This window comes from Jeotgalibacillus sp. S-D1, assembly GCF_004358665.1.
Taxonomy (GTDB): Bacteria; Bacillota; Bacilli; order Bacillales; family Jeotgalibacillaceae; genus Jeotgalibacillus.
The window spans coordinates 207,130-232,947 of record NZ_SMZR01000003.1 but is presented as its reverse complement, the minus strand read 5'-3'; the positions used below and the strand labels follow the sequence as shown (position 1 = coordinate 232,947).

General features: G+C 41.8%; 32 protein-coding genes and 1 pseudogene. 30 read left to right on the top strand and 3 right to left on the bottom strand.

The window, feature by feature from the left end; genetic code table 11:
* Positions 1-2 precede the first annotated feature (2 nt).
* From E2R51_RS11920 to E2R51_RS11910, 3 genes are all read left to right on the top strand, one after another.
* Entirely contained in the window at positions 3-476 is a 474-nt protein-coding gene (locus E2R51_RS11920) for a DMT family transporter (protein WP_133377302.1), read from the top strand.
* A gap of 20 nt (positions 477-496) precedes the next feature.
* Positions 497-832 carry a thioredoxin family protein gene (locus E2R51_RS11915; RefSeq protein WP_133377301.1) on the top strand — a complete coding sequence of 112 codons (336 nt, stop codon included), beginning with the start codon at positions 497-499 and terminating at the stop codon, positions 830-832.
* Positions 833-945: 113 nt separating this feature from the next.
* Complete coding sequence (locus E2R51_RS11910) at positions 946-1,554, top strand: DUF6944 family repetitive protein (protein WP_240733062.1); 609 nt, start codon at positions 946-948, stop codon at positions 1,552-1,554.
* A gap of 50 nt (positions 1,555-1,604) precedes the next feature.
* Here E2R51_RS11910 and E2R51_RS11905 read toward each other — a convergent pair whose 3' ends face one another.
* Positions 1,605-2,429, bottom strand: a complete 825-nt coding sequence (locus tag E2R51_RS11905) for an SDR family oxidoreductase (RefSeq protein ID WP_133377300.1) — start codon at positions 2,427-2,429, stop codon at positions 1,605-1,607.
* 144 nt (positions 2,430-2,573) lie between these two features.
* On the opposite strand from E2R51_RS11905, the gene E2R51_RS11900 reads away from it, so the two are divergent.
* Together E2R51_RS11900 and E2R51_RS11895 are read left to right on the top strand one after the other, a co-directional pair.
* Positions 2,574-3,107, top strand: coding sequence for a hypothetical protein (locus E2R51_RS11900; protein WP_133377299.1), 534 nt, complete (start codon positions 2,574-2,576; stop codon positions 3,105-3,107).
* A gap of 109 nt (positions 3,108-3,216) precedes the next feature.
* The gene (locus E2R51_RS11895) at positions 3,217-3,927 is read left to right on the top strand and encodes a DUF421 domain-containing protein (protein ID WP_133377298.1); all 711 of its coding nucleotides are present in this window, start codon (positions 3,217-3,219) and stop codon (positions 3,925-3,927) included.
* A 128-nt stretch (positions 3,928-4,055) separates the two neighbouring features.
* Here E2R51_RS11895 and E2R51_RS11890 read toward each other — a convergent pair whose 3' ends face one another.
* Both E2R51_RS11890 and E2R51_RS11885 read right to left on the bottom strand, forming a co-directional pair.
* Positions 4,056-5,660: an ABC transporter permease gene (locus E2R51_RS11890; protein ID WP_133377297.1), complete on the bottom strand. Its 1,605-nt coding sequence runs from the start codon at positions 5,658-5,660 to the stop codon at positions 4,056-4,058.
* Positions 5,660-6,583, bottom strand: a complete 924-nt coding sequence (locus E2R51_RS11885) for an ABC transporter ATP-binding protein (protein WP_133377296.1) — start codon at positions 6,581-6,583, stop codon at positions 5,660-5,662. Before E2R51_RS11885 ends, E2R51_RS11890 begins: the two co-directional genes overlap by 1 nt.
* Before the next feature lie 217 nt (positions 6,584-6,800).
* Here E2R51_RS11885 and E2R51_RS11880 point away from each other — a divergent pair, with 217 nt between their 5' ends.
* The 25 genes and pseudogenes from E2R51_RS11880 (at position 6,801) to E2R51_RS11760 (ending at position 25,804) form a co-directional block, all read left to right on the top strand.
* A complete protein-coding gene (locus E2R51_RS11880; protein ID WP_133377295.1) occupies positions 6,801-7,385 on the top strand; it encodes a TetR/AcrR family transcriptional regulator in 585 nt (194 codons plus the stop codon).
* Positions 7,386-7,555: 170 nt separating this feature from the next.
* Complete coding sequence (locus tag E2R51_RS11875) at positions 7,556-8,128, top strand: class I SAM-dependent methyltransferase (RefSeq protein ID WP_133377294.1); 573 nt, start codon at positions 7,556-7,558, stop codon at positions 8,126-8,128.
* Positions 8,125-8,817 carry a response regulator transcription factor gene (locus tag E2R51_RS11870; protein ID WP_133377293.1) on the top strand — a complete coding sequence of 231 codons (693 nt, stop codon included), beginning with the start codon at positions 8,125-8,127 and terminating at the stop codon, positions 8,815-8,817. The genes E2R51_RS11875 and E2R51_RS11870 overlap by 4 nt, the downstream gene beginning before the upstream one ends.
* Positions 8,814-9,899 (top strand): HAMP domain-containing sensor histidine kinase, encoded by a 1,086-nt coding sequence (locus tag E2R51_RS11865; RefSeq protein ID WP_133377292.1) that lies wholly within the window; start codon positions 8,814-8,816, stop codon positions 9,897-9,899. Before E2R51_RS11870 ends, E2R51_RS11865 begins: the two co-directional genes overlap by 4 nt.
* Before the next feature lie 126 nt (positions 9,900-10,025).
* Positions 10,026-10,256 (top strand): annotated as a pseudogene (locus E2R51_RS20645) (MarR family winged helix-turn-helix transcriptional regulator); the annotation flags it as partial.
* 6 nt (positions 10,257-10,262) lie between these two features.
* The gene (locus tag E2R51_RS20640) at positions 10,263-10,520 is read left to right on the top strand and encodes a hypothetical protein (RefSeq protein ID WP_240733061.1); all 258 of its coding nucleotides are present in this window, start codon (positions 10,263-10,265) and stop codon (positions 10,518-10,520) included.
* Positions 10,468-11,661 (top strand): MFS transporter, encoded by a 1,194-nt coding sequence (locus E2R51_RS11855; protein WP_133377290.1) that lies wholly within the window; start codon positions 10,468-10,470, stop codon positions 11,659-11,661. The genes E2R51_RS20640 and E2R51_RS11855 overlap by 53 nt, the downstream gene beginning before the upstream one ends.
* A 505-nt stretch (positions 11,662-12,166) precedes the next feature.
* Complete coding sequence (locus E2R51_RS11850) at positions 12,167-15,838, top strand: chitobiase/beta-hexosaminidase C-terminal domain-containing protein (protein ID WP_240733071.1); 3,672 nt, start codon at positions 12,167-12,169, stop codon at positions 15,836-15,838.
* Between the two features lie 90 nt (positions 15,839-15,928).
* On the top strand, positions 15,929-16,159 hold the full coding sequence (locus E2R51_RS11845) for a group-specific protein (RefSeq protein WP_133377288.1): 231 nt from the start codon (positions 15,929-15,931) through the stop codon (positions 16,157-16,159).
* Between the two features lie 433 nt (positions 16,160-16,592).
* A complete protein-coding gene (gene gvpJ / locus E2R51_RS11840; protein ID WP_133377287.1) occupies positions 16,593-16,853 on the top strand; it encodes a gas vesicle protein GvpJ in 261 nt (86 codons plus the stop codon).
* Positions 16,854-16,892: 39 nt separating this feature from the next.
* Positions 16,893-17,354 (top strand): GvpT/GvpP family gas vesicle accessory protein, encoded by a 462-nt coding sequence (gvpT, locus tag E2R51_RS11835; protein WP_133377286.1) that lies wholly within the window; start codon positions 16,893-16,895, stop codon positions 17,352-17,354.
* A gap of 33 nt (positions 17,355-17,387) precedes the next feature.
* The gene (gene gvpQ, locus E2R51_RS11830) at positions 17,388-17,843 is read left to right on the top strand and encodes a gas vesicle protein GvpQ (protein WP_133377285.1); all 456 of its coding nucleotides are present in this window, start codon (positions 17,388-17,390) and stop codon (positions 17,841-17,843) included.
* 26 nt (positions 17,844-17,869) lie between these two features.
* Complete coding sequence (gene gvpA / locus E2R51_RS11825; RefSeq protein ID WP_133377284.1) at positions 17,870-18,139, top strand: gas vesicle structural protein GvpA; 270 nt, start codon at positions 17,870-17,872, stop codon at positions 18,137-18,139.
* Between the two features lie 67 nt (positions 18,140-18,206).
* A complete protein-coding gene (gvpO, locus tag E2R51_RS11820; protein WP_133377283.1) occupies positions 18,207-18,491 on the top strand; it encodes a gas vesicle protein GvpO in 285 nt (94 codons plus the stop codon).
* 27 nt (positions 18,492-18,518) lie between these two features.
* Entirely contained in the window at positions 18,519-19,436 is a 918-nt protein-coding gene (gene gvpN, locus E2R51_RS11815; RefSeq protein ID WP_133377282.1) for a gas vesicle protein GvpN, read from the top strand.
* 17 nt (positions 19,437-19,453) lie between these two features.
* Complete coding sequence (locus E2R51_RS11810; RefSeq protein WP_133377281.1) at positions 19,454-20,224, top strand: GvpL/GvpF family gas vesicle protein; 771 nt, start codon at positions 19,454-19,456, stop codon at positions 20,222-20,224.
* Entirely contained in the window at positions 20,224-20,481 is a 258-nt protein-coding gene (locus E2R51_RS11805) for a gas vesicle protein GvpG (RefSeq protein ID WP_133377280.1), read from the top strand. Before E2R51_RS11810 ends, E2R51_RS11805 begins: the two co-directional genes overlap by 1 nt.
* A gap of 6 nt (positions 20,482-20,487) precedes the next feature.
* Entirely contained in the window at positions 20,488-21,294 is an 807-nt protein-coding gene (locus tag E2R51_RS11800) for a GvpL/GvpF family gas vesicle protein (protein WP_133377279.1), read from the top strand.
* Between the two features lie 16 nt (positions 21,295-21,310).
* Positions 21,311-21,586, top strand: a complete 276-nt coding sequence (locus E2R51_RS11795) for a gas vesicle protein (protein WP_133377278.1) — start codon at positions 21,311-21,313, stop codon at positions 21,584-21,586.
* The gene (locus E2R51_RS11790; protein ID WP_133377277.1) at positions 21,552-21,836 is read left to right on the top strand and encodes a gas vesicle protein K; all 285 of its coding nucleotides are present in this window, start codon (positions 21,552-21,554) and stop codon (positions 21,834-21,836) included. The genes E2R51_RS11795 and E2R51_RS11790 overlap by 35 nt, the downstream gene beginning before the upstream one ends.
* Before the next feature lie 24 nt (positions 21,837-21,860).
* Complete coding sequence (locus E2R51_RS11785) at positions 21,861-22,187, top strand: gas vesicle protein (protein WP_133377276.1); 327 nt, start codon at positions 21,861-21,863, stop codon at positions 22,185-22,187.
* A 32-nt stretch (positions 22,188-22,219) separates the two neighbouring features.
* On the top strand, positions 22,220-23,221 hold the full coding sequence (locus E2R51_RS19930) for a YtxH domain-containing protein (protein ID WP_205703327.1): 1,002 nt from the start codon (positions 22,220-22,222) through the stop codon (positions 23,219-23,221).
* Between the two features lie 24 nt (positions 23,222-23,245).
* Entirely contained in the window at positions 23,246-23,629 is a 384-nt protein-coding gene (gene gvpU / locus E2R51_RS11770; RefSeq protein ID WP_133377275.1) for a gas vesicle accessory protein GvpU, read from the top strand.
* 159 nt (positions 23,630-23,788) lie between these two features.
* Complete coding sequence (locus E2R51_RS11765) at positions 23,789-24,997, top strand: acyl-CoA dehydrogenase family protein (RefSeq protein WP_133377274.1); 1,209 nt, start codon at positions 23,789-23,791, stop codon at positions 24,995-24,997.
* Between the two features lie 33 nt (positions 24,998-25,030).
* Positions 25,031-25,804, top strand: a complete 774-nt coding sequence (locus tag E2R51_RS11760; RefSeq protein WP_133377273.1) for an SDR family oxidoreductase — start codon at positions 25,031-25,033, stop codon at positions 25,802-25,804.
* Positions 25,805-25,818 lie beyond the last annotated feature (14 nt).

The window sequence follows — 25,818 nt, the reverse complement described above, 5'->3', positions numbered from 1 at the left end:
ACATGATAGAAGGGTTGTTGTTTGCCATTATGGCGGGACTATTTATCAGCTTACAGACTGTGTTTAATGCACGGGTAAGTGACAAGGCAGGCTCGTGGGCTACGACCGTGCTTGTGCTGGGGATTGGTCTTGTCACATCACTGCCAATGTTTTTCATTATGGACGATACACGATTATTTGATCTGGGGGGAGTAAATAAGATTTACTTGCTGAGTGGTGTAATCGGGGTAGGACTTGTTTTTTGCATTATGCAGGGCATAAGGCTTCTTGGTCCTGCCTATGCTATCTCTCTCGTCTTAGTCTCCCAGCTTACACTGGCAGTATTGATTGATACATTTGGCTGGTTTGGTTTTTCTCCCGTTCCTTTTACCATCAATAAGCTGGCGGGGCTGGGTTTGCTGATCGTGGGGATTGTTGTATTTAAAATTGAAAAGAAACCGCATTTCAGGGATCATCAAGCTGAAAAGTCTGCCTGAGAGAATAGGAGGCAAAAAGAGTGAGAACGTATACCGAATTAAAAACGATTAATGAAGTAGACAGAATGATCCAGGAGCACGCATTAAGTTTTCTCTACATTTCAAAGACCAATTGCAGTGTCTGCCATGCTTTGCTCCCGAAAATTCAGCAGATGATGATCAGGTTTCCAGAAATTGAATTTGGCCATGTGAATGCAGATGAAATAGAAGCCATTGCGGGGCATTTTTCAATTTTCACAGTGCCGGTTCTGCTTCTTTTTGGTGACGGAAAAGAATTGGTTAGAGAAGCCAGGTTTGTTCATGTTGATGAGCTCGAAGATAAGCTTGAGAAAATATATTCTCTATTTTTAAAATGAGAGAGCGGGATTACCAGTTTTAAAAGGTTATGGCGGTTCACTAATTTAACCAAAAAGGGAGTTAGGTGAATAAGATACAAAAACAGCAGTCATCAGAAAGAGGATGAATGGTCATGGAAGACTTACAGCAGGAAATATTCGGTTCAGTCCTGGCGGCCATCGGCACTATTTTATCAGCTGTAGGGGAGACGCCATCCGCTCCATTTTCAACGGATACCAAAAACAGCCTTGATATTACAGGAAATACCTTGCAGGCAACTGGAAATGCACTACAAGCCGAGGTACATGAAGAAGGTTCGCTTGAAAGGCTTGGAAATGAAATTCAGGCATATGGTAACGTACTGGTTATTTCCGGTCTGATCAGCCCTTTCGAAGAAAATATTAATAACAGATTAGAGATCTCTGGCAACTGGCTGCAGGCTTTGGGAGGAACGGTCTCCATAGGAGATGAAATTGACAGCACGGACAGTCCTTCAAAATCCTTAAGTATAGTGGGGAATTTTCTTCAAGTAGTCGGTAATTCAATGCAGGCCCTGGCTGGGACATATGAGCTTAAAAACAAAGGGGATTATACCTTCTTATCAGCACTTGGAAGCTGGATTCAGGCGGTTGGTGCGGTGATTTCGACACTCAGCATCGTCCTTTTTATAGATCCACAGGGACGGCTCCTGCAGGAGTCGCCACCTTCCGCTCCGTTCACCTCATCGTTGCATTTAAAATAGGCTCAATTCACATAACTTTTGGAGTTATGTGAATTGAGCCTAGTGCTGTATTATTTGGTCCCTTTTTTCCATTCTTCGTCTTCAATCAGCATTTTACCCGGCCATGTATAAGCCATTATGCCGCCGTCTGCTTTAATGTCCTCCCCTGTAACGTATGAGCTGTCGTCAGAAGCGAGGAAGAGAGCAACGGTGGCCATTTCTTCTGGACGTCCCAATCGACCGAGCGGTGTGATCCATTTGTTCGCTTCTCTGAATTTTTCGCCCATATTCTCCTGCTTACTGCCAACCAGTTCGTCAATCAACGGTGTTTCGATCGTACCTGGAGAAAGCGAATTTACGCGAATGCCGCTGCGTGCATAATCGATCGCCATGCCTTTGGTGAAATTGATAATGCCGCCTTTTGCAGCATTATAGCCGGAACGGTCAAGGTCCGCGGCACTTCCTGACATCGAAGCGTTGTTAATAATAGAACCGCCTTTTTCCAGCATAAGCGGAATCAAAAACTTACTGCATAAGAATGTTCCTCTAAGGTCAACGGCCATAATGCGGTCAAACAGTTCAACAGGATATTCATGCACTTTACCGCCCTGCTCGTCGACGCCTGCGTTGTTAAACAATACATCAATGGTTCCGTACTGCTTTTTTAGTTTATCAGCAAATGCTGTCACGCTTTCTTCACTTGAAACGTCAACATGGCAAGCTTCAGCCTGTCCGCCATCTTCCAGAATGTTTTCTACTGTTTGATTTAGCTTTTCCTCTTTAATATCTGCACAGATGACTGTAGCGCCCTCGCTTGCAAACAGTTTTGCTGTTGCTTCACCAATTCCTGTAGCAGCGCCTGTTATCACGGCAATTTTTTGATCTAATCGTCCCATTACGATTCCCTCCTATTATTGTTCATGTTGGATTTTTCCCCATATGTGAATTAGTAAACATAAGATGGCATAATAGCCGCTTGAATTCATAAAATAAAAAGTATGGAGAAAAGCATGCAGTTTTTAACACAGGAGGAGATCTAGATGAAATGGATTCAGCTTCTTGGGGTAACTTGTTTTTTCCTATTTCTTACTGGATGCAGCATCGATTCCAGTTCCAGTCAAAAGGAGACCGGAGCTTTAAATAAAGAGGCTCAGCAGAACATCCTTACCTTTATTAATGAAGATGTCCAAATGATTGCCCAATACGAAAAAAAGGCAAACAAAGCACTCGCTGCTGTATCAGGAGATCATTATGAGAACAATGAAGCTGTGTATACTGCTTTAGTTGAGGAGGCCATCCCGGCATATGGACAAGCTGTTGAAGAAGTAAAGCACCTGCAGGCCCCTATTGAAGAATTACAGCCGATGGTTGAATATATTCAACAAAGTATTTCTGCTTATCATGAAGTTCTTCTCCTGCAGGAAAAGGGGCTCAAAGAGGGAGACCCCCTGCTGATTGACCAGGCAAAACTAAAAGCAGATGAGTATTACCAGCTGGTTTCTGCTTATCATCAGGAAATGAAAAAGCTAAGTGAAAAGCATGACATCAAATATGAATCCTACGCAGGGAATTGATTTAAAGCAGCAGTTTAACTTTTCTCTGTCCATATTGGTTTTCTCATAAAGACGATATAAATGGGAATATTAAACCAGGTATGTGATCAGAGTAAAGGGCGTGAAATACGTGGACTTCTTTCAGGGACAGGAAACACTAACCACTATCCAATGGATTTTAAGGGCGGTCATTGCTTTTTTTTTCTTGCTTTTTGCAGCAAAAATAATGGGGCAGCGTTCCATAGGACAGCTAAGGCTCCTTGATTTTATAATGGCCATATTAATCGGTAATATTATCGCTCACCCGTTGTCAGATGAAAATCTTGGGCTGAAGGGTTCGATGACAACGATGTCGGTTCTGGTTATTCTATATATGATTGGTGTGTTTTTAAGTTTAAAATGGGTAAATCTAAGAAACTGGCTGGATCCTGCTCCCTTTCCATTAATAAAAAACGGACAGATACTTCATGAAAATTTTAAAAAAGCCAGGATAACAATCGATTTTCTGTTGTCAGAACTAAGAAAAGGTGAAATTGAAGATGTGCATAAGGTTTCTCTGGCACTTTGGGAACCGGACGGCTCCATTTCATTTTTTTTAAATCCGCAATTCAGAGCATTAACCCCTTCTGATATGAAGATTATTCCTGAACCATTTTCCCTTCCTCACACGATTATTAAAGAAGGGAAAATAGATTATAAGGAATTGACCAATTTCGGTAAGGATGAGATTTGGTTAGACAATAAATTGAAAGCAGCAGCTAATACAAGTATAAAGGATGTTTTATTAGCGACCATTGATCATACAGAGAACGTCCAGCTTTTATTGTACGATAAAAAGTAATACGCCACATCAAAAAAACCTTTCACATTTGCGAAAGGTTTTTTTGAGATCGAACAAAGTGAAAAGCGCCTATTCCATACGGTGTCTGGCGAAGAGGCAGCAAGGATCAATACATTCAACAAACTGTATTACCCTTCTATATCTCTGCTGCGATAGCTTACCAGACCAGCCGCGATGAGAATACCCGCTAGAGCGGTCAGCAGGGCTAAATGAATCATATTCAGTTCCTCCAGTGGAATTTGCGGAATATACCCAAACGGAGAAAGCTTGCCGAGCCATTCCGGAAATTGAAGCAGCCCTCCTAAATAAACCACAAAAAACGAATAACCCAGATACAGCCATGAAAGACTCGTCGCTTGAGGAAGGGCGCCTGCAAACAGGACAGCTAACCCTGTCATCACCCATATAGCCGGCAAATAGACCATGGCTCCTTCAAATAAAGAGCCGAAAGAAATCGGATCATCCATTGTCGAGAAGGAGGCACTCCATAGCCCAGTAACAGCAAGCAGTACCATCACGAACCCAAATAATAGAGAAGTAAGAAGATAGCTACTCATCAGCCTCAATCTGGACACTGCCCGGGAAAGAAAATGTTCGGTTCGATTCTTTTTCTCTTCACCTTTCATTTTCAGCATAAAAAGTAAAGCAGGAACAGTACAAATCATTGAAATAACAGACATGATCATCGTCAAAAACTGATCCGTCAGTGACACTCCTTCAACCTGCGTCAGCATTTCACTCATCATTTCATTATTGGAGAAAAATGATTCGAGATCGCCAAGCACCGAACCGTAGGAGACGCCCAATAAATACATGCCAATTCCCCACGAGATAATGCTCGTGCGCTGAAGGCGGAAAACAAAGCCGACCGGACTAAGCAGCATCGGGGAAGCCTGTTTTTTTCCTGGTTTAGACGGTAAAAAGCCGGATTCCAAATCGCGTATTGTATTCAAATACAAAGCCGCTCCAGCGAGCACAAAAGCTGCTCCGACCGTTAGAATGATTGGCCACCAAATATCGCTGACGTAAACCTCCGTCCCCAGGATCCAGCCTAAAGGAGAAACCCAGGAAAGAGCAGCATTGCTCACATCACCAACAGCCCTTATCAGGTAGGCCGCTCCCAATACGGCAAAGGAATACCCTATGGCTCCCCTTGAATTTTGGGAAAGCTGGGCGAAGAGGGCGGCAACTGCTGCGAAGAAAAAGCCTGCAGCGCCGAGTGCCGCTCCGTAAAGAAGTGACCCTTCAGCTCCCATGCTTGCAATGTCCATGCTGTACAGGCCAATGCCAATCAATAAAGCAAGCAGAGCATTGACACTAAAAAGTACGATAAGGGTAGCGCTCAGATTGGCAAGTCTGCCCACAGGAAGAGAGCGAATTAATTCAATCCGGCCTTCTTCTTCATCATCTCTGGTGTGTCGAATGACAAGCAAAATACTCATAATTGCTGCAACAATGGCCGTAAACAGCAGCATCTGGTGGGCCATCATTGCGCCCGTTGTATAGTTATCGAGCCCATAGCCCGGTCCGACCATCGCTGTCATCGCCGGGTTTCTCATCGTCTCAGCAATTCCCTGCCGTTCCTGTTCGTTTTTGTATAGATCCGTAAAAGAAGAAGCGGTAATGACAGTAATAAAAAGGATCGAAACCAGCCAGATCGGCAGGCGATAGCGATCTCTTTTTAGAATAAATAGAAAGAGACTTCCGGTTTTGCTAAATTGACTTTTCATCATTAGGAAATCCCTCCCGCTCCTGAATCTGCAGCAGAGCTGTTTTCTTCATAATGACGCATAAACAGATCCTCCAAAGTTGGCGGTGAGCTTTCAAGCTTCAACAGTCCAAACTGACTGATATGCTTCATGACCCCATCCAATTCCTCCGTGTCCACCTGCAGAGAAAGCGTCTGGCCCTCCTTTTTTTCAATATCGTATACGCCCTTCAAGGTGCTGAGATCGGGTAAAGGCTGTTTTGTTTCAATTAAAAGATGAGTTCTTGTTAAATGCCGCAGCTCGTTTAACGTGCCTGATTCAATAATTTCCCCCTGGCGTATGATTCCGACCCGGTCACATAATCTTTCTACCTCAGATAAAATATGACTTGAAAGGAGCACACTTTTTCCATTGGCTTTTGCTCCCAGCACGCACTCCTGAAAGACTTTTTCCATAAGCGGGTCAAGCCCTGAGGTAGGTTCATCAAGAATATACAGGTCGGCTTCTGATGCGAAGGCAGCAATTAAAGCAACCTTTTGCCGATTTCCTTTTGAATAGGTCCGGCATTTTTTTGATGGATCAAAGTTAAACGCCTGAATCAATTCCTCGCGTCTGCTTTTGTGCTGTGAACCCCGCAGTTTCATGAAAAGGTCTATGACCTCGCCGCCGGTTAAGTTTGGCCACAGGTTCACGTCTCCGGGTACATAAGCAATACGTTTGTGAATATCAACAGCATCCTTCCATGCATCCCTGCCAAAGATTTCTGCCCCGCCGCTTGTGGCTTTCAGAATTCCAAGCAGGATCTTAATCGCCGTTGACTTACCTGCTCCGTTCGGACCGATAAAACCATAAATCTCACCGTTTTTAACTTCAAGATTTACGCCATTTAATGCTGTGAATTTGCCGAATTTCTTCGTTAAATTGTTGGTTTTAAGGATAGTCGTCATAGCAAGTCCTCCTCTGGTATCAGGTGTTATCTTGAAAAAGTTTTATACTATTTATACTTATATAGTTCATAATATACAAAAAACGTCTCTTTTACAAGAGTTTATGAACTTTATTATTTGTTTTATTACATAAATTTTATTAAAATAGATTTATTAAATGACAGAGAACCGTGAAGAAATCGTGTGGAAATGTACAAAGCTAAGAGAGGTGAAAAGCATGGATGGCTTTCAACGAAGAAAAGAACAAAAAAAACAAAATATATTAGAGGCTTCTTTAGCTTTATTTATGGATTATGGGGTTCAGAAAGTCTCAGTTTCAGAAATTGCAAAAAAAGCGAATGTATCGCAAGTCACCATCTACAATTACTTTGAAAACAAACATAAATTAATTCAGGATGTTTTTCATTATTATGTAGATAAAGCATTTCATAATTTCGAATTAATCATTCATTCAGACATACCATTTACAGAAAAAATAAAACAAATTATTTTTAATAAAAAAGAAATTGCTGCACAAATTAATGAAGAATTTTATCAATATTTAATGAAGGAGTATTCGACTGAGGGCAATTATATAGATAAAGTTTATGCTGAAAAAGCACTTCCTTATTTTGCACGACTATTCAAGGAAGGAAAAGAACAGGGGTACGTGGATCCTTCTCTTTCAGAGGAGGCCATCATGTTCTATATACAAATGCTCAAGGAATATGTTCAGCGGGAGGATGTTCATTCCAAAGTACTTCCGCTTACTGAGGACATAACGAATATCTTTTTTTACGGAATCGTGGGCAGGAAGGAATAGCAGGTTAAAGTGTCAAAACCAATCTTTTGGGTTTTGGCATTTTTTCATGATCAGTCTGTGGTGCAAAGACTGCAGCAATTCTTAAGAAATCTTAAGAACTTGGTAAGGGATTCTTCAATCTTATTTTGTACTCTTTTCTAGTGAAGCACTGAAGAAAAGAGGAATTAAACATGAATCTTCAATTTATAGTAGAATTTATGAAACAACCAAGAGAGATCGGAGCTATTGCACCGAGTTCCAGCTATTTAGCTCAAAAAATGACTCCGAACAGACTTGTTGAAGATGCGGCGGTCATCGTTGAATTAGGGGCAGGCATGGGACATTTCACAAGGGAAATCATACGAAAAAAAACCGCTGGGTGTACGGTCGTTGTCTTTGAAACGAACCCCGTCTTCTTTAAAGAATTATCAGAACGATATGATGATCGAGAGGATGTCATCGTTCTGTTGGAAACTGCAAGAAATTTAACGACTGCGTTAGGAAAACTGCAAATCGGGCAGACTGATCTCATTGTATCGGGATTGCCTTTTTCCAGTTTCGAACTGGAGGAGTCATTGACAATATTGAGAGGCGTACGTGAGAGCTTGGATGATAGTGGAACTTTCTTAACCTTTCAGTATTCAAAATACCGTAAAAAGCTGTTCGATCAAGTATTCGGAAACATTTCTTATGAAAGAGAAGTTCGAAATCTTCCACCCGCATATGTAATCAAATGTAAAAAATCGAAAGGAGACCTGAAGTGAAAGAGGAAACGACGATTTTAATTGTTGATGATGATGAAGAAATAAGGAACCTAATTGGTATCTATTTGAAAAACGAAGGATACACACTGCGCTATGCCTGCAATGGAAACGAAGCATTGGAAATGATTAAGGAAACTGCTATCTCACTAGTCATTCTCGATTTAATGATGCCAGGTCTGGACGGTGTCAGTACATGTGTGGAAATCCGTAAGCAACACTACATGCCGATTCTCATGCTTACGGCTAAAACAGGTGATCTAGATTTGATGCAAGGGATCACGGTTGGAGCCGATGATTATATGAGAAAACCGTTTAATCCTTTAGAGGTTACGCTGCGTGTCAAATCCTTATTGCGCAGATATCGGGACTACGGAGCATTAAAAGAAAAAAATTCAAATCTCTTTCGCTATAAAGACTTAACGGTTGATATCGCATCACGCCAATGTTTAAAAGGGGACCAAGCTGTACGGCTCACACCGAAAGAGTTTGGGATACTGTCATTTTTTATTAGAAATCAGCATCAAGTTTTGAGTTTAGAGCAGATTTATGAAGCGGTCTGGCAAGAGGAGGCATTTGAAATCGAAAACGTGGTGATGGTACATATCACCAAACTTCGCGAAAAGATTGAGAATGATCCGCGTAATCCATCCTATATTAAAACTGTCTGGGGACGGGGATATCGATTATGAGGATAATTCATGCAAATAAACTGCTCATCAAGTTGTTTTTTGTCATTCTGATAAATGCGCTGCTCGCCAGTCTCGTTTTTTTCTTACTCGTCTACTATGTTTATAACACATACTTTCAAGATGCATCTGCTGTGGATCCAGCATTCGTGAACAGGCTATATCTGTTAATTCTCTTTGTTTCCATACTTACCTTCATCGTCGGTTTTGCTGTGATGGTGCGGCACAAAATAAAACAGATCTCGTATCTTGCGCAGGAGATTGATCGTATTGCTTCAGGAAATTTGGGGCATCAGGTTGTGATTAAAGGAAATGATGAAATCACATCGCTCGGAGCGAATATGAATCGAATGTCACTTCAATTAAAGGAGCTGTTTGAAAAAGAGCGTGCTCATGAACAGGAACGTCATCAGCTAATATCAAATCTCTCGCATGATTTACGCACTCCACTGACGAGCGTTCGGGGGTATGTCCAGTTGCTGCATGATCGTCCCGGAGAGAACGATCAGGCTTACCTTCGCGTTATTGAAGAAAAAACCCAGCAGCTTGAACGCCTCCTTGATCAATTATCTGAGGTCGATCGTCTTTATGATGGACGAATCGTTATGCGGCCCGAATTAGTCAATCTTAGTTTGTTAACCACACAACTTATTCATGAATACAGGCTGCTTTTTGAGATGGAGGATTTACAGCTCCTCTCTGATATTGAACCGGATTTATACGTAATGGCAGATATGGAGAAAGTAATACGAACACTGCAAAACCTCTTGGCGAATGCTTTAAAATATACCCCGAAAATGACTTCTGTTCATGTTGTCGCAAGGCTTAACCCTGATAGTAAAACAATCATATGGGAAATTCAGAACGAGACGGATGAGCCGACAATCCGTCAAATGGATAAATTATTCAATCGTACCTATCGCGTAGATATTTCTCGAGGGGAAACGTCTGGAGAAGGCTTAGGGCTCTCGATTGCTAAACAAATCATGAAGTTAAATAATGGGGATCTGATCGTGAAACGGCAAGGAAAGCATAACATTTCATTTCAAGCCATTTTTCCTTCGTTTATAAAAGAAGATAAATGAGCAATTCCCCGTGAGCAAGCTACAATTCTATATAAAAAATTCCTTATCCAATTGTTTCTATAGAGTCTCCCTGATATACTTACCTAAGTAACTAATTATTTACTTAGGTAAGTATTATACTGGAGGCTGATTCCAATCGTAGCTAGTCACACATTATTTCATACTATCCACCAGCTATCACGGCTGCTGACAAAGCATGCCAATAAAGCATTACAGCCATTTGGGCTATACAGCGCGCAATGGTCTGTCATTTACGTATTAAAAACAAAGGGAGCCTTAACTCAAAAAGAGCTTGGAGATTATTTATCAGTTGAAGCGCCGCCTCTCACGAGAAATATTCAGCGACTGGTTAAGCTTGGGTTTGTGCAGCAGTCAACTGGCAGTGATAAAAGAAGCAAAGTGATTGAGTTAACCGATCTTGCAAGCCAGGAATATTCAAAATGGGAAAATGCAATAAAGCAGACAAATCAGGAGCTGCTTCAACATCTGCCGGAAAATGACCGTGAGCAGCTGCATGGCATTATCACATCGTGGATAGGGCCGATGTCAGGCAGCAAGGGGGCAGAGCATGAGAAATCAAAAACTCTGGTCCAGGGATTTTATTCTGATTGCTGTATGTAACTTTTTTCTGTTTTTAGCTTTCTATTATTTAATCGTCACACTCCCTATTTACACCATTCAATCGCTAAATGGCAGCGAAGCGGAAGCGGGCTTGCTGATTACGGTATTTTTGCTAAGCGCAATTTTGATTCGCCCTTTTGCCGGGAAGTGGCTTGCTTCCTTGGACAACCGGACTGTTCTGTTTGTTGGATTATTTATTTTTGGAGTGGGCTCCGCATTATACATGGTACCGGATACGGTCGTTGGGTTAATGATCGTACGGCTGCTGCACGGTTTTGGTTTTGGAATTGCAACAACAGCTACAGGCACGATCGTCGCTGATGTTATTCCTGAAGGTAAAAGAGGGGAAGGCATGGGGTATTATGCTTTGTCCTTGAATTTAGCAGTTGTATTGGGACCGTTTCTCGGACTGACTGCAATTCATCAATGGAGTACGTTTACCTTGTTTTCCATCGTCTTTTTTTGCAGCATGATTGCTGTTGGAGTAGGCCTGCTAATCTCCGCCACCAATCAGGCGGAGGCGGTCAAAGTCCAGCAAACACTGGAGACACGCAAACTGTCGATCGTGGAAAAGACAGCTGTTCCGATCTCGGTTACAGCTGCACTGTTCGCAATCATTTATTCATCCATTTTGTCCTTTGTGCCGGTTTATGCAGAAGAAATTGGCTTATTGGAGGCGTCCAGCTACTTTTTTGTTGTCTATGCATTGGTTATGCTGCTATCAAGACCCTTTACAGGAAAATGGCTGGATTTATACGGAGCAAATATTATCGTCTACCCATCCATTGTCCTGTTTGCAATCGGCTTGTTTATGCTGAGTTTATCTCAAAACGCATTTGTTTTTCTATTGTCAGCTGCTTTAATTGGGCTGGGTTGGGGAACACTTTTCCCCACTTTTCAAACCATCTCGGTTCAACGTGCTGCGCCGGAAAACAGGGGGCTTGCGATGGCGACTTTTCTTTCGATCTTTGATCTCGGCATAGGCGCAGGTTCATTTATTGTTGGAATTGTAGTTGCGCAAGCAAGCCTGCATTCGTTTTATTTTTACGGTTCTTTTGTTTTGCTTTTAGGAATTGGTATTTACAATATTCTGCATGGACGCAGGGTTTACGAAACAAATTCACGAACTCAGACTGGTTGAATTTGTTCAGGATCACCGATTAACGGTGGTCCTTTTTTTATAGGGTGGAGGGAGGCAATTTGTTGTTGAATATATCACTCATAAATTAGCGTTTATCGATCACAAAAATGAATTTATCGATCAACTTTACGGTTATATCACACAACTTTTCAAGGATATCGAACAAATACCCCTGATCAAGTGATATATCGATCAACTTTTACTGTTTATCGATCATCTTTCCAGGTATATCGCACAACTTTCCACTTATATCGGTCAAGTTCCGCCGCCGGTCGCTCACCCCGTAGCCCGTCACCCAAGCCGCCCCTCACTCTCTACCTCCACCATACTCCCTTCATTATGTTAAATATGGGAATATATTCATGACATTTGTATCACCTTCACAATATCAAAAAGGACATAAGTATTAATTATTTGTAAATTCGAAAAATTGTATGGTGAGTTCAGACCTATTCTTATAACATAGTAGATGGTGGACTACTAAATATGGAGGTTAGGTGTGAAAATGAATCAATTAGTGAAACAGGTTTCACGTTTCGTTGTACTTATCATGATATTAAGTCTCGTTTCTCCTTTTGCCAATCTGACAAAGGCATCAACAACCGTGACAGAAACGTTTGATAATCTGGATTTATCAGGTACCAGCTATGTGGATGGCTCCTTTAAAGGGGTAAACGATATAAACTGGTCTTATACAGGCGGACGGATCTCGAATAATGATGCTACATTTAATATCGAAGGAAATGGCATTATGTTCCGTGATGCCGGGAAAGGGATGACTTCGTCTGATATTGAAGGCGGAATTTCGTCTTTGACGGTAGATACAAAGGCAGCATTTACGACGACGAACCCCCGATTGCTGGAGGTTTACATTAATGACGAACTAATTGGTACAACAGGAAATGTGCAGGCTGGCGAAGGGGCATCAACTTTCACATTTGACCAGCTTGATGTGACAGGTCCTTTCACGCTGAAGTTTGTCAAAACGGGATCAAATTCGCAAATCGTGGTAGACAATATTACGTGGACCACAAATGATTCTGATCCTACGAAGGTTTCGAAGGTAACATCAAACATTCCAAGTGGACAGGTTGCTGCTGGTGAACATATTTCATTTACAACTACAACACCAGATGCAAAAATTTACTACACGCTTAATGGCGGAGAAGAAAAACTTTATGATGAACCGATTGAAATAACGGAAGATGCATCCTTTGAGGTGTATGCAACCGCTGATGATTTAGAGGATAGCGATGTTTCTACTTTTACATACAATGTCATTCAATCTTCTACTATAAAACAGGTTCGTGAACAGGAGCTTGGGTCAACTGTGCTGACCTCCGGTGTTGTCACCGCAGTGTTTGCTCAGGGAGGAGCCAACAATATTTATATACAGGATGAAGAAGCGGGAATTGTGGTTCGCTCAACTGCAGTGGCAGAACCCGGTGACCGCCTGCAGCTAACAGGAGTGCTTGAGAACTATAATGGACTGGCTCAAATCAGTTCAACACCTGCAAATGTTACCGTTACAGGAAAAGAAGATGTGCCAAAAGCCCAGGCTGTTCCTTCCTCCGGCCTTTCAGAGGCTCAGGAAGCAATGCTAGTCAAAGCGTCAACAATTAAGATTGAATCGTTTGCCAGCGGAAATTATAATGGCGTAGATGAAAATGGGAATGCGATTGTTATACGGCCAGCAGATCCGGCAATCACATTTGATACAGGCAGCACATATGAGTCTGTAACCGGTGTAGTTGGTGAATATAACGGGACGTATCAGCTGGTTCCCCGTACTTCTTCGGATGTTATTTTTGATTCCAATCAGGTGAGCGCTGTAACGGCAACGCCAGGCGGAGGATTTGTAGCGTCGGGGGATTCAATTAAGCTGGAAACGTCAACAGAAGGAGCAGAAATTTATTACACCACAGATGGATCAGAGCCAACTGCCGCAAGCGAGCGTTATACAGATGGTGTAGTACTGACAAAAGACACGACGATTAAAGCAATTGCAGTAAAAGAAGGCATGACAACGAGCAAAACCGCAAGCTTCTCGTATATTATCCAAAAAGAAGAAATCAAGATTCACGATATTCAAGGTGCAGACCATTTCTCTCCATATGAAGGGCTGGCAGTGTCTGATGTTCAAGGGGTAGTAACTTACGTTGTGAACCGCAACAGCTTTTATATGCAGTCTCTTGAACCGGATGAGGATCCACGCACTTCGGAAGGAATTCTGGTTTATCGCAGCAGTCATGGAATGGAAAAAGGAAATCATGTTAAAGCAAGCGGGACAGTAATGGAGTTCTTTGTCGAAGGGTATGCGGATCGTGCGCAAAATGATTTGCCGGTGACGCAAATTAATGCATCCGGTGTATCAAAGGTTGCAGATGCAGCGGATCTTCCCGAACCCGTTGTTTTTGGCGGGCCTGATGGCGTAAAGGTTCCAACAACGATCATTGATAACGACGGTTTAACAGCTTTTGAACCTGAGGAGGATGGAGTCGACTTTTACGAAAGCATTGAAGGCATGCTGGTTGAAGTGGTGGAAGGGACTGTTAGCGGACCTCAAAAATATGGTGAAATAGCTGTCATTACTAACCGCGGAGATGAAGCCTACACTCAGGCAGGCGGCGCACTGCTTAAGCCGGATGATTTTAATCCGGAACGTGTAACGCTTGATATCGATGATGAAAGCCTGGTGGTCAAAACCGGTGATACCATCGCATCAACAGCTGAAGGTGTGATGAGCTATGGATTTGGAAAGTACAAAGTGCTTGCAGGCAGCGGCACTGTTCCTACCTTTGAAGACGGGGGGCTGGAGCCGGGAGCCACAACCATAGAACGGGACGAGGAGCAGCTTCATGTTGCCTCTTATAATGTAGAAAACTTCTCGGCAAATCCTTCATCGACAAGCGATGAAAAAGTTACACGAATTGCTCAGTCATTTATAACCGATCTGAAGTCTCCGGACATCATTGGTTTGACGGAGGTTCAAGATGGAAACGGGCCGACAGATGACGGAACGGTTTCCGGAGAAGCAAGCTATCAGCGTCTGATTGATGAAATCATTCGTCTTGGCGGACCAGCTTATTCTTATACAGAAGTTATTCCGGAAGACAAGAAGGATGGCGGACAGCCTGGCGGAAACATTCGAAATGGCTTCCTTTATAATGCTGAGCGAGTTGAACTGACAGAAGGAACACAGGGAACAGCAAATGAAGCGATTGATTATGTAGATGGCGAATTAACACTTAACCCGGGCCGTATCGATCCAGCAGGATTTATTGATACGCGAAAACCGGTTGTTGCAGAGTTTTCATTTAATGGAAAAAAAGTTATCGTGATTGCCAATCACTTTAACTCAAAAGGCGGAGATCAGCCGCTGTTTGGTAAAAACCAGCCGCCAGTATTAGGCAGTGAGGCCCAGCGCATTGAGCTGGCACAAATAGTAAATGGCTTTGTGCAGGATGTTAAAGCCCAGACCCCGGATGCCAATGTCGTGGTGCTTGGCGATTTAAATGATTTTGAATTCTCCGCGCCACTGCAAATGCTAAAGGGGGAAGAGCTGACCAATCTGATTGAACGGGTGGAAAAAGAAAACCGTTATACCTATAACTATGAAGGAAACGCTCAGGTGCTGGATCATATCCTTGTGTCAAATAATCTTGCTGAGCGTTCTGTCATCGATATTGTTCATATCAATGCAGATTTCATGGAAGCGCATGGCCGCGCAAGCGACCACGATCCGCTGCTGGCACAAATTAGTCTTACAGCCCCTGAAGAGGAGCCTGATAAAAAGATTATTGATCTGGGCGAGTATAATGATAAAAAGCTGGTGTTTTTTGAACATGATGTGCATATCCAGGCGAATCATAAAGTAAAACCCGCGAAGCTTTTGATCCGTGGTACAAACGTTACTTTCTCTGGAAAAGGGATGAAGGATATTGAAGTATTGCTTCATCCTGCACGTGCGAAAGCGGAATATGACTTTTCCGGAGAGAATGTAAAAGAAGTGGTAGTAAAGCACAAAAATGTATCAGTAGTAAGAGGGGCAGAAAACATTAAAAAAATTGAGATATCAGGTAATGCCAAAAAAGCCGATATCCTTTTCCTTGATTCAGATGGCAATCCAATTGACCCGTTTACTAAAAAACGTTTAAAAGGTAAGAAAGCGTCTTAAGAATCGATAAGATGATTATAGAACCAAGTGAACTGAACTCCAGTCTCCATTCCGTTAAAGTAGAGATAATAAATAGAAGGGGTGATGTTATTGGGTACATGTTCAATTGATCATTCTCATCAGGAAGTTGTAAATAAGCTTGACAGCCAGCTGGATTTTCTTCCTTCCCACCTTTATGAAGGGGCACAGCAATTTTTAAAAACCGGGCTCAGGCAGGAAGAATTAAATGAACTGTTTCATCTGTTGAAGAAGTATGATCTTGTATCAATGGAAGAACGGCAAATGAGAAACAAACAAATGGAGCAATTAATAAAAAAATAAGGCTGACAAAAGAAGGACCGTTCATGGGAACGGTCCTTTTATTATTTCAATAAAATAATTTCATCTTGTTGTATCCCGTTCCTTTCGTTTGCAAAATAGGCGATTTGTCCTTGTTTTTATTAGTGGAACAGGATGTATTAATACCATTTAACTAAGACTAAAAAATTATCGCAGTAAAAAAATAAATTCCTGTAAATGTAATATATCTGTAACACAAAGAAATATTTTGCTCAAAAACGAGAACAGATACGTGTTTTATATTACAAAACGAGAAAATGGTGACATATGCGAGGAAATTTATGTCTTAAATAATTAATTACTTTCCGGGGAATGTTTTAGTTGTGATGGTTAATGGTATATAGCTAGTAAACCGCATATTTAATGTTAAATGTCACCTCGGCCACTTATAAATAGTTGAGAGGAGAAATGTGATATGGCTATACAAAAAAGTACAGATAGTTCAAGCCTTGCAGAAGTCATTGACCGCATATTGGACAAAGGAATTGTTATTGATGCTTTCGTCAGAGTTTCGCTTGTTGGAATTGAAATTTTAACAATTGAAGCCCGCGTTGTCATTGCAAGTGTGGATACATGGTTGCGTTATGCAGAAGCAGTTGGATTGCTTCGTGACGAAGTTGAAGAAGATTTCCTTAGTAAGCGCGAAAATGATCGTGAAGCAGAATTCAGCTATTAAATAAAAATAATTCAATTATAAAGAGAAGAGGTCCGTCAGATGACAGCTAAAAAAGAAGAAACAACTAAATCAGAAGAAAAAACTGGTGGCGGTTCATCGTCTTCCATGAATCTTGCCATTCTTGGCGGTGTAATGGGAGCTGGAATCGGATTGCTCTCAAGTCCCGGAACAAGCAAGAAAGTACTAAAAAGCCTGGGTGAGTCTGAAATGATGAGAATTGCTGGTAAAGAGCTGAAAAGAACGGCACAGGAAGTGATTACCGAACAGGCTTTAAATGGCTTACGTCAATCAGCTACAGGCTATTTGAGCAAAGGTGCCATGAAAGCGCCTGGACTGCTGGGAGCTAAGCTGAAAGGCGACAGCAACAAAGAAGAAAATTCTGCTGACGAAGAACAGTCGTCACAATATGATGAAATTAAAGAAGACAACAAAAACTTAAATGAACGCCTTGAGAGAATTGAAAGCATGCTGAGTAATCTGGTTGAATCCAAGAAAGACTAATTCCGCTTTCGATCCTCGAAAGGGGGGAACTTGATGGACAAGGGAAAGCCAATTAAAAAAGCAGCTGGCAAATTGGCTAAAAAGGCAGTTGAACACAGTCCTGAACCTGTAAAAGAAAAAGTAAAAGATACGGTAAAAGAAAAAGCAAAAGAAAAAATGGTTGGCGGCTTGCAGGATAAAGCCGATGAAGCTGCAGAAAAACTCGATACAGCCAAAAACGAAAACGCAGACAAAGTGCACGGCAAAGCAGAAGAAGCAAAAGAGAAAGCACAGGACGTTTTGCTTTCTGTAGGGGACAAGCTCGGCAAAGTTAAGGAAGCCGGGGAAGAGTTTCAGAAAAAGATCTCTTCTGATGAAAAGAACAAGAAAGTTAAGGGCGTACAAAACCTCAAGAGCATCAGCAATCTTAAAAGTTATCGCGATATAAAAGGCTATAACGATGTGAAAAGCTCAAACAATATTAAAAATTACTCTGATAAGAGTTCTTAAATGGAAAATTGAAAGGAGAATGCAAAATGGCAGTTCAAAAAAGTACTGACAGTTCAAGTCTGGCTGAGGTAATCGACAGAATTTTAGATAAAGGGATCGTAATTGATGCGTTCGTAAGAGTATCAGTAGTAGGAATTGAAATTCTAACCGTTGAGGCACGAGTTGTTATTGCAAGTGTGGACACATGGTTGCGTTATGCGGAAGCTGTTGGATTGCTTCGTGACGAAGTAGAAGATGAAGGCCGCTTCCTCAAGCAAAATGACCGTGAAAGAAATGAAGCAAGTTTCAGTATTTAGGGTAAACTACAGAATGCGATCAGAGGACAACCCTCTGATCGTCCATTCTATTTAGCAGGAGGTCACTATGGAGATTAAAAAAATAATGGGTAACACTGCTGATTTCTTCAATGAACATGTTGCCCCCCTTCACAAAATAACCTCAGTTGAAAGCATAACCACAGGTGAAAACAATGACGAACAAGGCTGGAAGCTCACAGTCGAGGTAATTGAGGAAAAAGAATACATGAAAAAATATGCAAAAGACGAAATGATCGGTGTGTATGACGTCTATCTAAATAAAGATGTCGAGATTACCTCTTTTAAAAGACGCGATATCCGCTATAGAAGTGCCATTGATCAGGAAGTCTAGAGCAGGTTGTGCTAGGAGGGGAAAAGAGTGACGGTTTTAAAAGAGAAGGCTACTAAAAATACAAAGGGATTGGTTCAAGACGAAGAGACAAAAGATTTGTTATCTCGATCTTTACAATACCTTAAAGCGGGCTACCCTGTACATTTTACTGGTCCTACCGGAGCGGGAAAAACTTCTCTGGCACTCGCATTAGCAAAAAAAAGAAAAAAACCTGTCATGCTGATACATGGTAACCATGAATTAAACAACAAAGACTTAATTGGCGATTTTACCGGTTATTCAAGTCAGAAGGTTGTGGATAATTATATCCGCACTGTTTACAAGAAAGAAGAAACAGTGACAGAGGCCTGGAGAGACGGGCGTTTGCTGGAAGCAGTAAAACATGGATATACGCTTATCTATGATGAATTTACGAGATCAAAACCAACAACAAACAATATCTTCTTATCCATATTGGAAGAGAATATCCTTCCCTTGTATGGTTCAAAGATGACCGAACCCTTTGTAAAGGTTCATCCCGATTTTTCAGTTATTTTTACTAGCAATCCTGCAGAATATGCAGGTGTTTTTAAAACGCAGGACGCGTTGCTGGATCGCTTAATTACCATGCATGTCGGATATAAGGGCGTTGATCGGGAATCGACTATTATCGCCGAAAAGACAGATATGGACGAAAATCAGGCTAAAGCGATTACCACTTTAGTAGCGAAATTGCGTGAGAAATGCCAGGAGGACACCGGTCCAAGTTTGCGTGCTTCAATAATGATCGCCAATCTGGCTGCAGAACAGGATATTCCGGTTGATGGCAAAGATCCTGACTTTCAGCGTTTGTGCGTTGATATCCTCGGACATCAGGTAAGCCGTTGTCTCGATGATGAACAATCACTAAGTGATGCGGAAGACATGATTCTGAAAGCATGTAAAAGCCTAAAAGTTGCAGAGTGACGAAAGGGAGATACACCATGAGCCAACAAGACGAAACAATGGGAATTTATATTTTTTGCGGAATTCAATCGGATAAGGACGATCAGTTTGGAGAAATCGTATTGGAAGAGGAGACAAGAGAGCTCTTCACCATACGGCATAAAGATGCAGCGATCGTCGCTGCCGAGGTTCCAATGAAAATCTATCATCCTAATAAAGATAATTTAATGATGCATCAAAGCGCTGTGTCATCGGTAATGAAGGAAAACGATACCGTTATTCCAGTAAGCTTTGGGAACGTATTTCAATCCAAGGAGGACGTAGCTGTTCTGCTGGAAAACCTTTATCCGCAATTCCAAAAACTTTTTCCTGAAATAAAAGGGAAAATTGAAGTCGGCTTAAAAGTGATCGGCAAGAAGGATTGGCTTGAGTCGCAAGCACGAGAAAATGTGCAAATGGGCAAAATGGCTCAAGCTGTAAAAGGAAAGTCAGAAGCAGCAAGCTACTATGAACGAATTCAATTAGGCGGAGCTGCACAAAAATTCTTTGTAGAGCTTCAGAAGGAAATGAAACAGGAAATTTTTAATCCTCTGGAAGAACTCGCTGTAGCAGCAAAAGCGAATGATCCGATTGGGGAAAAAATGCTGGTCAATGGGGCATTTTTAATTGACCGTGACAAAGAAGAAGCTTTTGATAAAAAGGTAAATGAGCTGCATGACAAATGGCAGGATAAAGTGGAATTTAATTATAGCGGGCCGTGGGCAGCCTACAATTTCGTGAATATTAAGTTGAAAGTGGAAGATGCTTAATGCTGCACAAATTAGTTACTTTTCCAATCGATATGGTAATCAAGGTTGGGGAAAAGGTGAAAGAGGAAGCAGACAAAGAATTATACGACCTGCCCACTATTCAGCAAAAACTAATTCAATTGCAGATGATGTATGAACTCGAAGAAATACCTGAGGATGTATACAAAGATAAGGAAGAAGAATTAATTACCAGGTATGAAATAGCGAAACGCAGGGAAATGGAACAGTGGGAAGAGATGACGAAGAAAAAGGAATGATAAAAGATGGGCGATCTTATTTATTTATATGGCCTGATCCCAACAGAAGAAACGACTGAACAATCGTTTCCATCTTTTAAAGGGTTCGATGGTGAAAGAGAGATTTACACTCTTTCATTCGGAAGCACGACAGCGATCGTTTGCCAGCTGAATGCTGAAGAGTATTCAGAGGAAAACATTAAAGAAAAAATCAACGACGATATGGAGTGGCTGCAGGAAAAAGCCTTCCATCATCATGAAACGGTTGTGGCGTTTTCAAAAATGTACACTGTCGTTCCGTTGAAATTTTGCACGATTTATAAAAATGAAGAAAGCCTGATGAATACAGTTCAAACGAATCAGGATAAGTTAAATAGCGCCTTTTCTTTACTGGCTGGCAATGAAGAATGGAACCTGAAGATTTATTGTGATGATTCACTGTTAAAAGACCAGGTTAGCAAAAGCAATCCGGCCATCGAAGAGAAAAGAGCCCAAATTAGTGAGCTGCCAAAAGGCCGGCAGTTTTTCGAAAAGAAGAAATTGGACAAGCTGATCGATTCCGAGCTTGAAGAAGAAAAAACCCGGATTAGTGAAAAAATCCACTTTCAGCTGAAAGAATTTGTTCTTCAAGGAAATGTGAAAAGAAACTGGAGTAAAGATGTAACAGGGAAAGATGAAAACATGACCTGGAACAGTGTATACCTTATTCCTAAATCGGATGTTGAACCTTTTTTAGAAAAAATCCAACAATATGAAAAGGATATGAAAGAAACGGGATGGCAGTTTGCTGCATCCGGTCCATGGCCGGCATACCATTTCTCAAGCTTTTCATAAGTGAGGAAGACGATATATGTCTACAGTAAGGGAAACCATTGAAAATAAAGATATCGGACTAATTGATATTTTAGATGTAATCCTTGATAAGGGTGTTGCGCTCAAAGCTGATTTAGTTATTTCCATCGCCGGCGTTGATCTTGTGTATCTGGATCTAAGGGTGCTAATTGCTTCAGTAGAGTCACTCGTCCAGGCAAAGGAAGGAAACCGTACCATTAATTCAGCAGATTTTGATCAACAAAGGGAGGCGTTAATTGATGCAACAGGTCAACCCAACAAGTGGCAAGATTAATTTGGACCCTGATAATGCCGAGCATGGATTAGCACAGCTCGTTTTAACCGTTATAGAGCTTTTAAGGCAGATTGTTGAAAGACACGCGATCCGACGGGTTGAAGGCGGAACTTTAAGTGATGTGGAGATTGAAAACTTAGGTGAAGCTCTAATGAACCTGGAAGAAAAGATGGAAGAGTTAAAAGAAATTTTTGGTCTTGACGCTGAGGATTTAAACATTGATCTTGGTCCCTTAGGAAGCTTGCTTTAAATTGAAAGCCAAGGAGGATTTGCAATGCCTGTGGAACATAACATGCAATCGAGTTCGATTGTCGATGTTTTAGAAAAGATATTAGACAAAGGTGTAGTAATTGCTGGAGACATCACCGTAGGAATTGCTGATGTCGAATTACTGACAATCAAAATCCGTCTTATTGTCGCTTCCGTCGATAAAGCCAAAGAAATTGGCATGGATTGGTGGGAAAATGACCCATACCTTAGCTCTAAAGCTGTGAACCATGATACAAAAGCTTTGGAACAGGAAAATAAACAGTTGCAGCAGCGGCTTGAGTCGCTTGAAAAGAAATTAGAAGCAAACAGCTCAAAAGAAATTAATTATTAAAATTTAATTATAAACTAATGGAGGTTTTTTAAATGGCAGACTCAAAATCAAAAAATCAAACAGAAGAAAAAAACACGGCTTCAAATGAAAATGAAAATAATGAAACCACTTCAAACGGCAGCACGATCAAACGTTCAATCGCCGGTGGTTTAATTGGCGCATCAGTCGGCTACCTGGCTACTCCTGAAAATGGAAAAAAACTGATCAGCAGCATTGATAAAGAAAAACTAATGTCAAAAGGAACTGACTTTGGCCAATCAGCCAAAGAGAAGTTAATGTCAAAAGGCAGTGACATTGGTCAGGCAACAAAAGAAAAATCGAAAAAAGCAGCCAGCTCCCTCAAAACATCAGCTTTGGGAATCTTTAAAAAGGACAGTGACAGCTCAGATGAAGAAGGCGGCGACGATTCAGTTCTTGAATCTGGCAACGACTCTTCAAAAGGCTCTTTGCAAAAAGAGAACGATGATCTGAATAACCGCTTAAGTAAATTAGAAGAAATGATCACAAAGCTTTCTAAGGGACAGGGAAGTAATCAGGAAGAGTCTGAGGACGATTCTCAGGAAGATAATGATGAAAGCGATTCTCTGAAAAAAGAGAATGATGATTTGAAAGAGCGTCTAAGCAAATTAGAAGCAATGCTAAATCAGTCTCAAAGCAGCGACGATGAGGAAGAATCTGATGACACTGAGGATACTGAAGAGCAAGACAGCGAAGATCAATCTGAAGAAGATGATTCTGAGGACGAAGAGTCAGTAGATAACGAGAAAGAAGATTCAGAGGAAGCGGACGAGGACGACAACAAAGAAGATGAAGACGAAGAAGAAATGTCTTATGAAGGTCCTGATAACGAAGAAGATGCTGAAGAAGATAGTGAAGATGAAGAGAAGGACGAAGATAAAGACAAGAAAAAGAAGTCTAAATCAAAAAAGCGTACTCCAGCTAAAAAATCAGCTAAATCAAAGAAATCTTCTAAAGACGATGAGGAAGAAGCTGCAGACACAACGCTTTCAAGCGATGATGACACAACTTCTTAATTGAATCGGGGAGGAGACCTGGAAATGAAAGATAATATCCTAGAATTTTTTGTTCAAGCAGCAAATAAACAGGATTTCACATTAGATATTACATTAAATGTTGGTGGTGCAATTGTTACAGGTACCATGATATCTGCTAAGGATTATTTTGAAGAGCTTAGCGGAACATTTGAGGACGGCAATGAAGTTGCTCAAAACCTTAGTGAACAACTCTCAAGAGCAGGTGAGTCTGTCGAGTCAAATGACAATGCTGAAGCCCATTTCGTTCATATGAAAAATACGAAAGTATATTGTGGCGACAGCAAGCCGACACCATCAAAAGGAAAGATTCTGTGGAGAGGGAAGCTAAGTGAAATTGACGGCTTTTTCCTTGGAAAGATTTCAGACAGCAGCAGTTCAAAATCGTAAATAGTGAACATCTTTTTTTAGGCGTGCCAATTTCATGGCACGCCTTAAATTTATGTTTTAATTAGTTGATTTTTCAGAATTCAGTTGATTTCCTGTCAGTATTTAGTATACGATAGATGATACATACCGACCGGTTAGTTAGTAAAGGAGTGACATGTATTGGATTTTTCTTATTCTCCTAAAGTAAAAGAGTTAGAGAACAAAGTGAAAACTTTTATCGAAACGAATATTTATCCGAATGAATCATTATATGAGCAGCAATTAAATGAGGCTGCCAGCCGTTGGAGCGAGGTACCGCCTATTATGGAGGAACTCAAGCAACAGGCAAGACAAGAAGGGTTATGGAATTTATTTCTCCCGGAGAGCGAATATGGCGCAGGATTGACCAATATCGAATATGCACCGCTGTGTGAGCTGATGGGGCGTTCGATGATGGCGCCGGAGGTTTTCAATTGTAATGCTCCTGATACCGGGAATATGGAAGTGCTCGTGCGATATGGAACAGAAACCCAGAAAGAAACCTGGCTAAAACCTCTTCTAAAAGGAGAGATTCGTTCTTGCTTTTCCATGACTGAACCGGATGTTGCGTCTTCAGATGCTACGAATATTGAAGCAAGCATTGAAAAAGACGGAGATGAATACATCATTAACGGCAGGAAATGGTGGTCTTCAGGAGCTGGTGATCCGCGCTGCAAGGTAGCCATTGTGATGGGGAAAAGTGATCCTGATGCAGACCGTCATGAACAGCAATCGATGATCCTTGTGCCGCTGGATTCACCGGGTGTGAAAATTGAGCGTATGCTTCCTGTTTTCGGTTATGACCACGCGCCGCATGGCCACGGGGAAATCACCTATAACAACGTCAGAGTCCCGGCAGACCATATGCTGTGGGATGAAGGAAAGGGTTTTGCTATCGCACAGGGGAGGCTTGGACCCGGAAGAATTCATCATTGCATGAGATTAATTGGTGCTGCTGAGCGTGCGCTTGAAGAATTATGTAAGCGCGTACAAAACAGATCGGCTTTTGGCAAGCCTTTATCCAGTCAGGGGGTTATACGTGAATGGATTGCCGATTCAAGAATTGAAATTGAACAAGCCAGGCTTCTTACGCTGAAGGCTGCTTACATGATGGATACCGTTGGAAATAAAATGGCCAAATCAGAAATCGCCATGATCAAAGTAGTGGCACCGTCGATGGCGCTCAAGGTAATCGATCGGGCCATTCAAGGCTTAGGTGCAGCAGGTGTTTCAGAAGACTTTCCGCTTGCTGCGTTATGGGCGAATGCCCGGACACTCCGGCTGGCCGACGGTCCTGATGAGGTACATCGGGCCCAGGTTGGCAAACTGGAGCTAAAGAAATATCAATAATACACCATTTCAGGAGAAGGCGGGGATCACCCAGTGAAGGTACTTGAATTATTTGATCTAAGCGGCAAAACAGCACTGATAACCGGTGGAGGACGAGGGTTAGGGGCACAAATAGCGGAAGGCTTTGCAGAAGCAGGAGCAAATGTTGTCTTGTGCTCCAGGAAGCTTGATGCCTGCCTGGAGACGGCTGAACGGCTATCTGAGCTTGGGGTAAAGACGCTGGCGCTGCAATGTGACATCTCAAATCCGGAAGAGGTTGAGCAGGCGGTTGAAGATACACTTAAGGCGTTTGATTCAATTGATATTCTCGTGAATAACAGCGGAGCCACCTGGGGAGCTCCAGCGGAAGAAATGCCGATTGAAGCCTGGCGGAAGGTTATTGACGTTAATGTAACCGGCACCTTTTTAATGAGTCAGGCCGTCGGAAGAAAAATGATCGAGAAAAAGGAAGGGAAAATCATTAATATTGCTTCAGTAGCCGGGCTTGGAGGAACCGACCCAAGGGTGATGGATACCATTGGCTATAACACGAGCAAAGGAGCTGTCATTACCCTGACAAAGGATCTTGCTGTGAAATGGGGCAGGCATAATATCAATGTCAATGCTATTGCCCCGGGGTTTTTCCCGACCAAAATGTCCAAAGCCATTATTGAATCAGGCAAAGATCCGATACTGGAGATGACGCCTCTCAAACGGTTTGGCTCTGACAATGATTTAAAAGGAGCTGCGTTATTTCTCGCATCACAGGCATCTGATTACGTGACAGGAGATGTACTGATCATTGATGGAGGAACCCATGCAATGTAGATTGAGGCATCTTT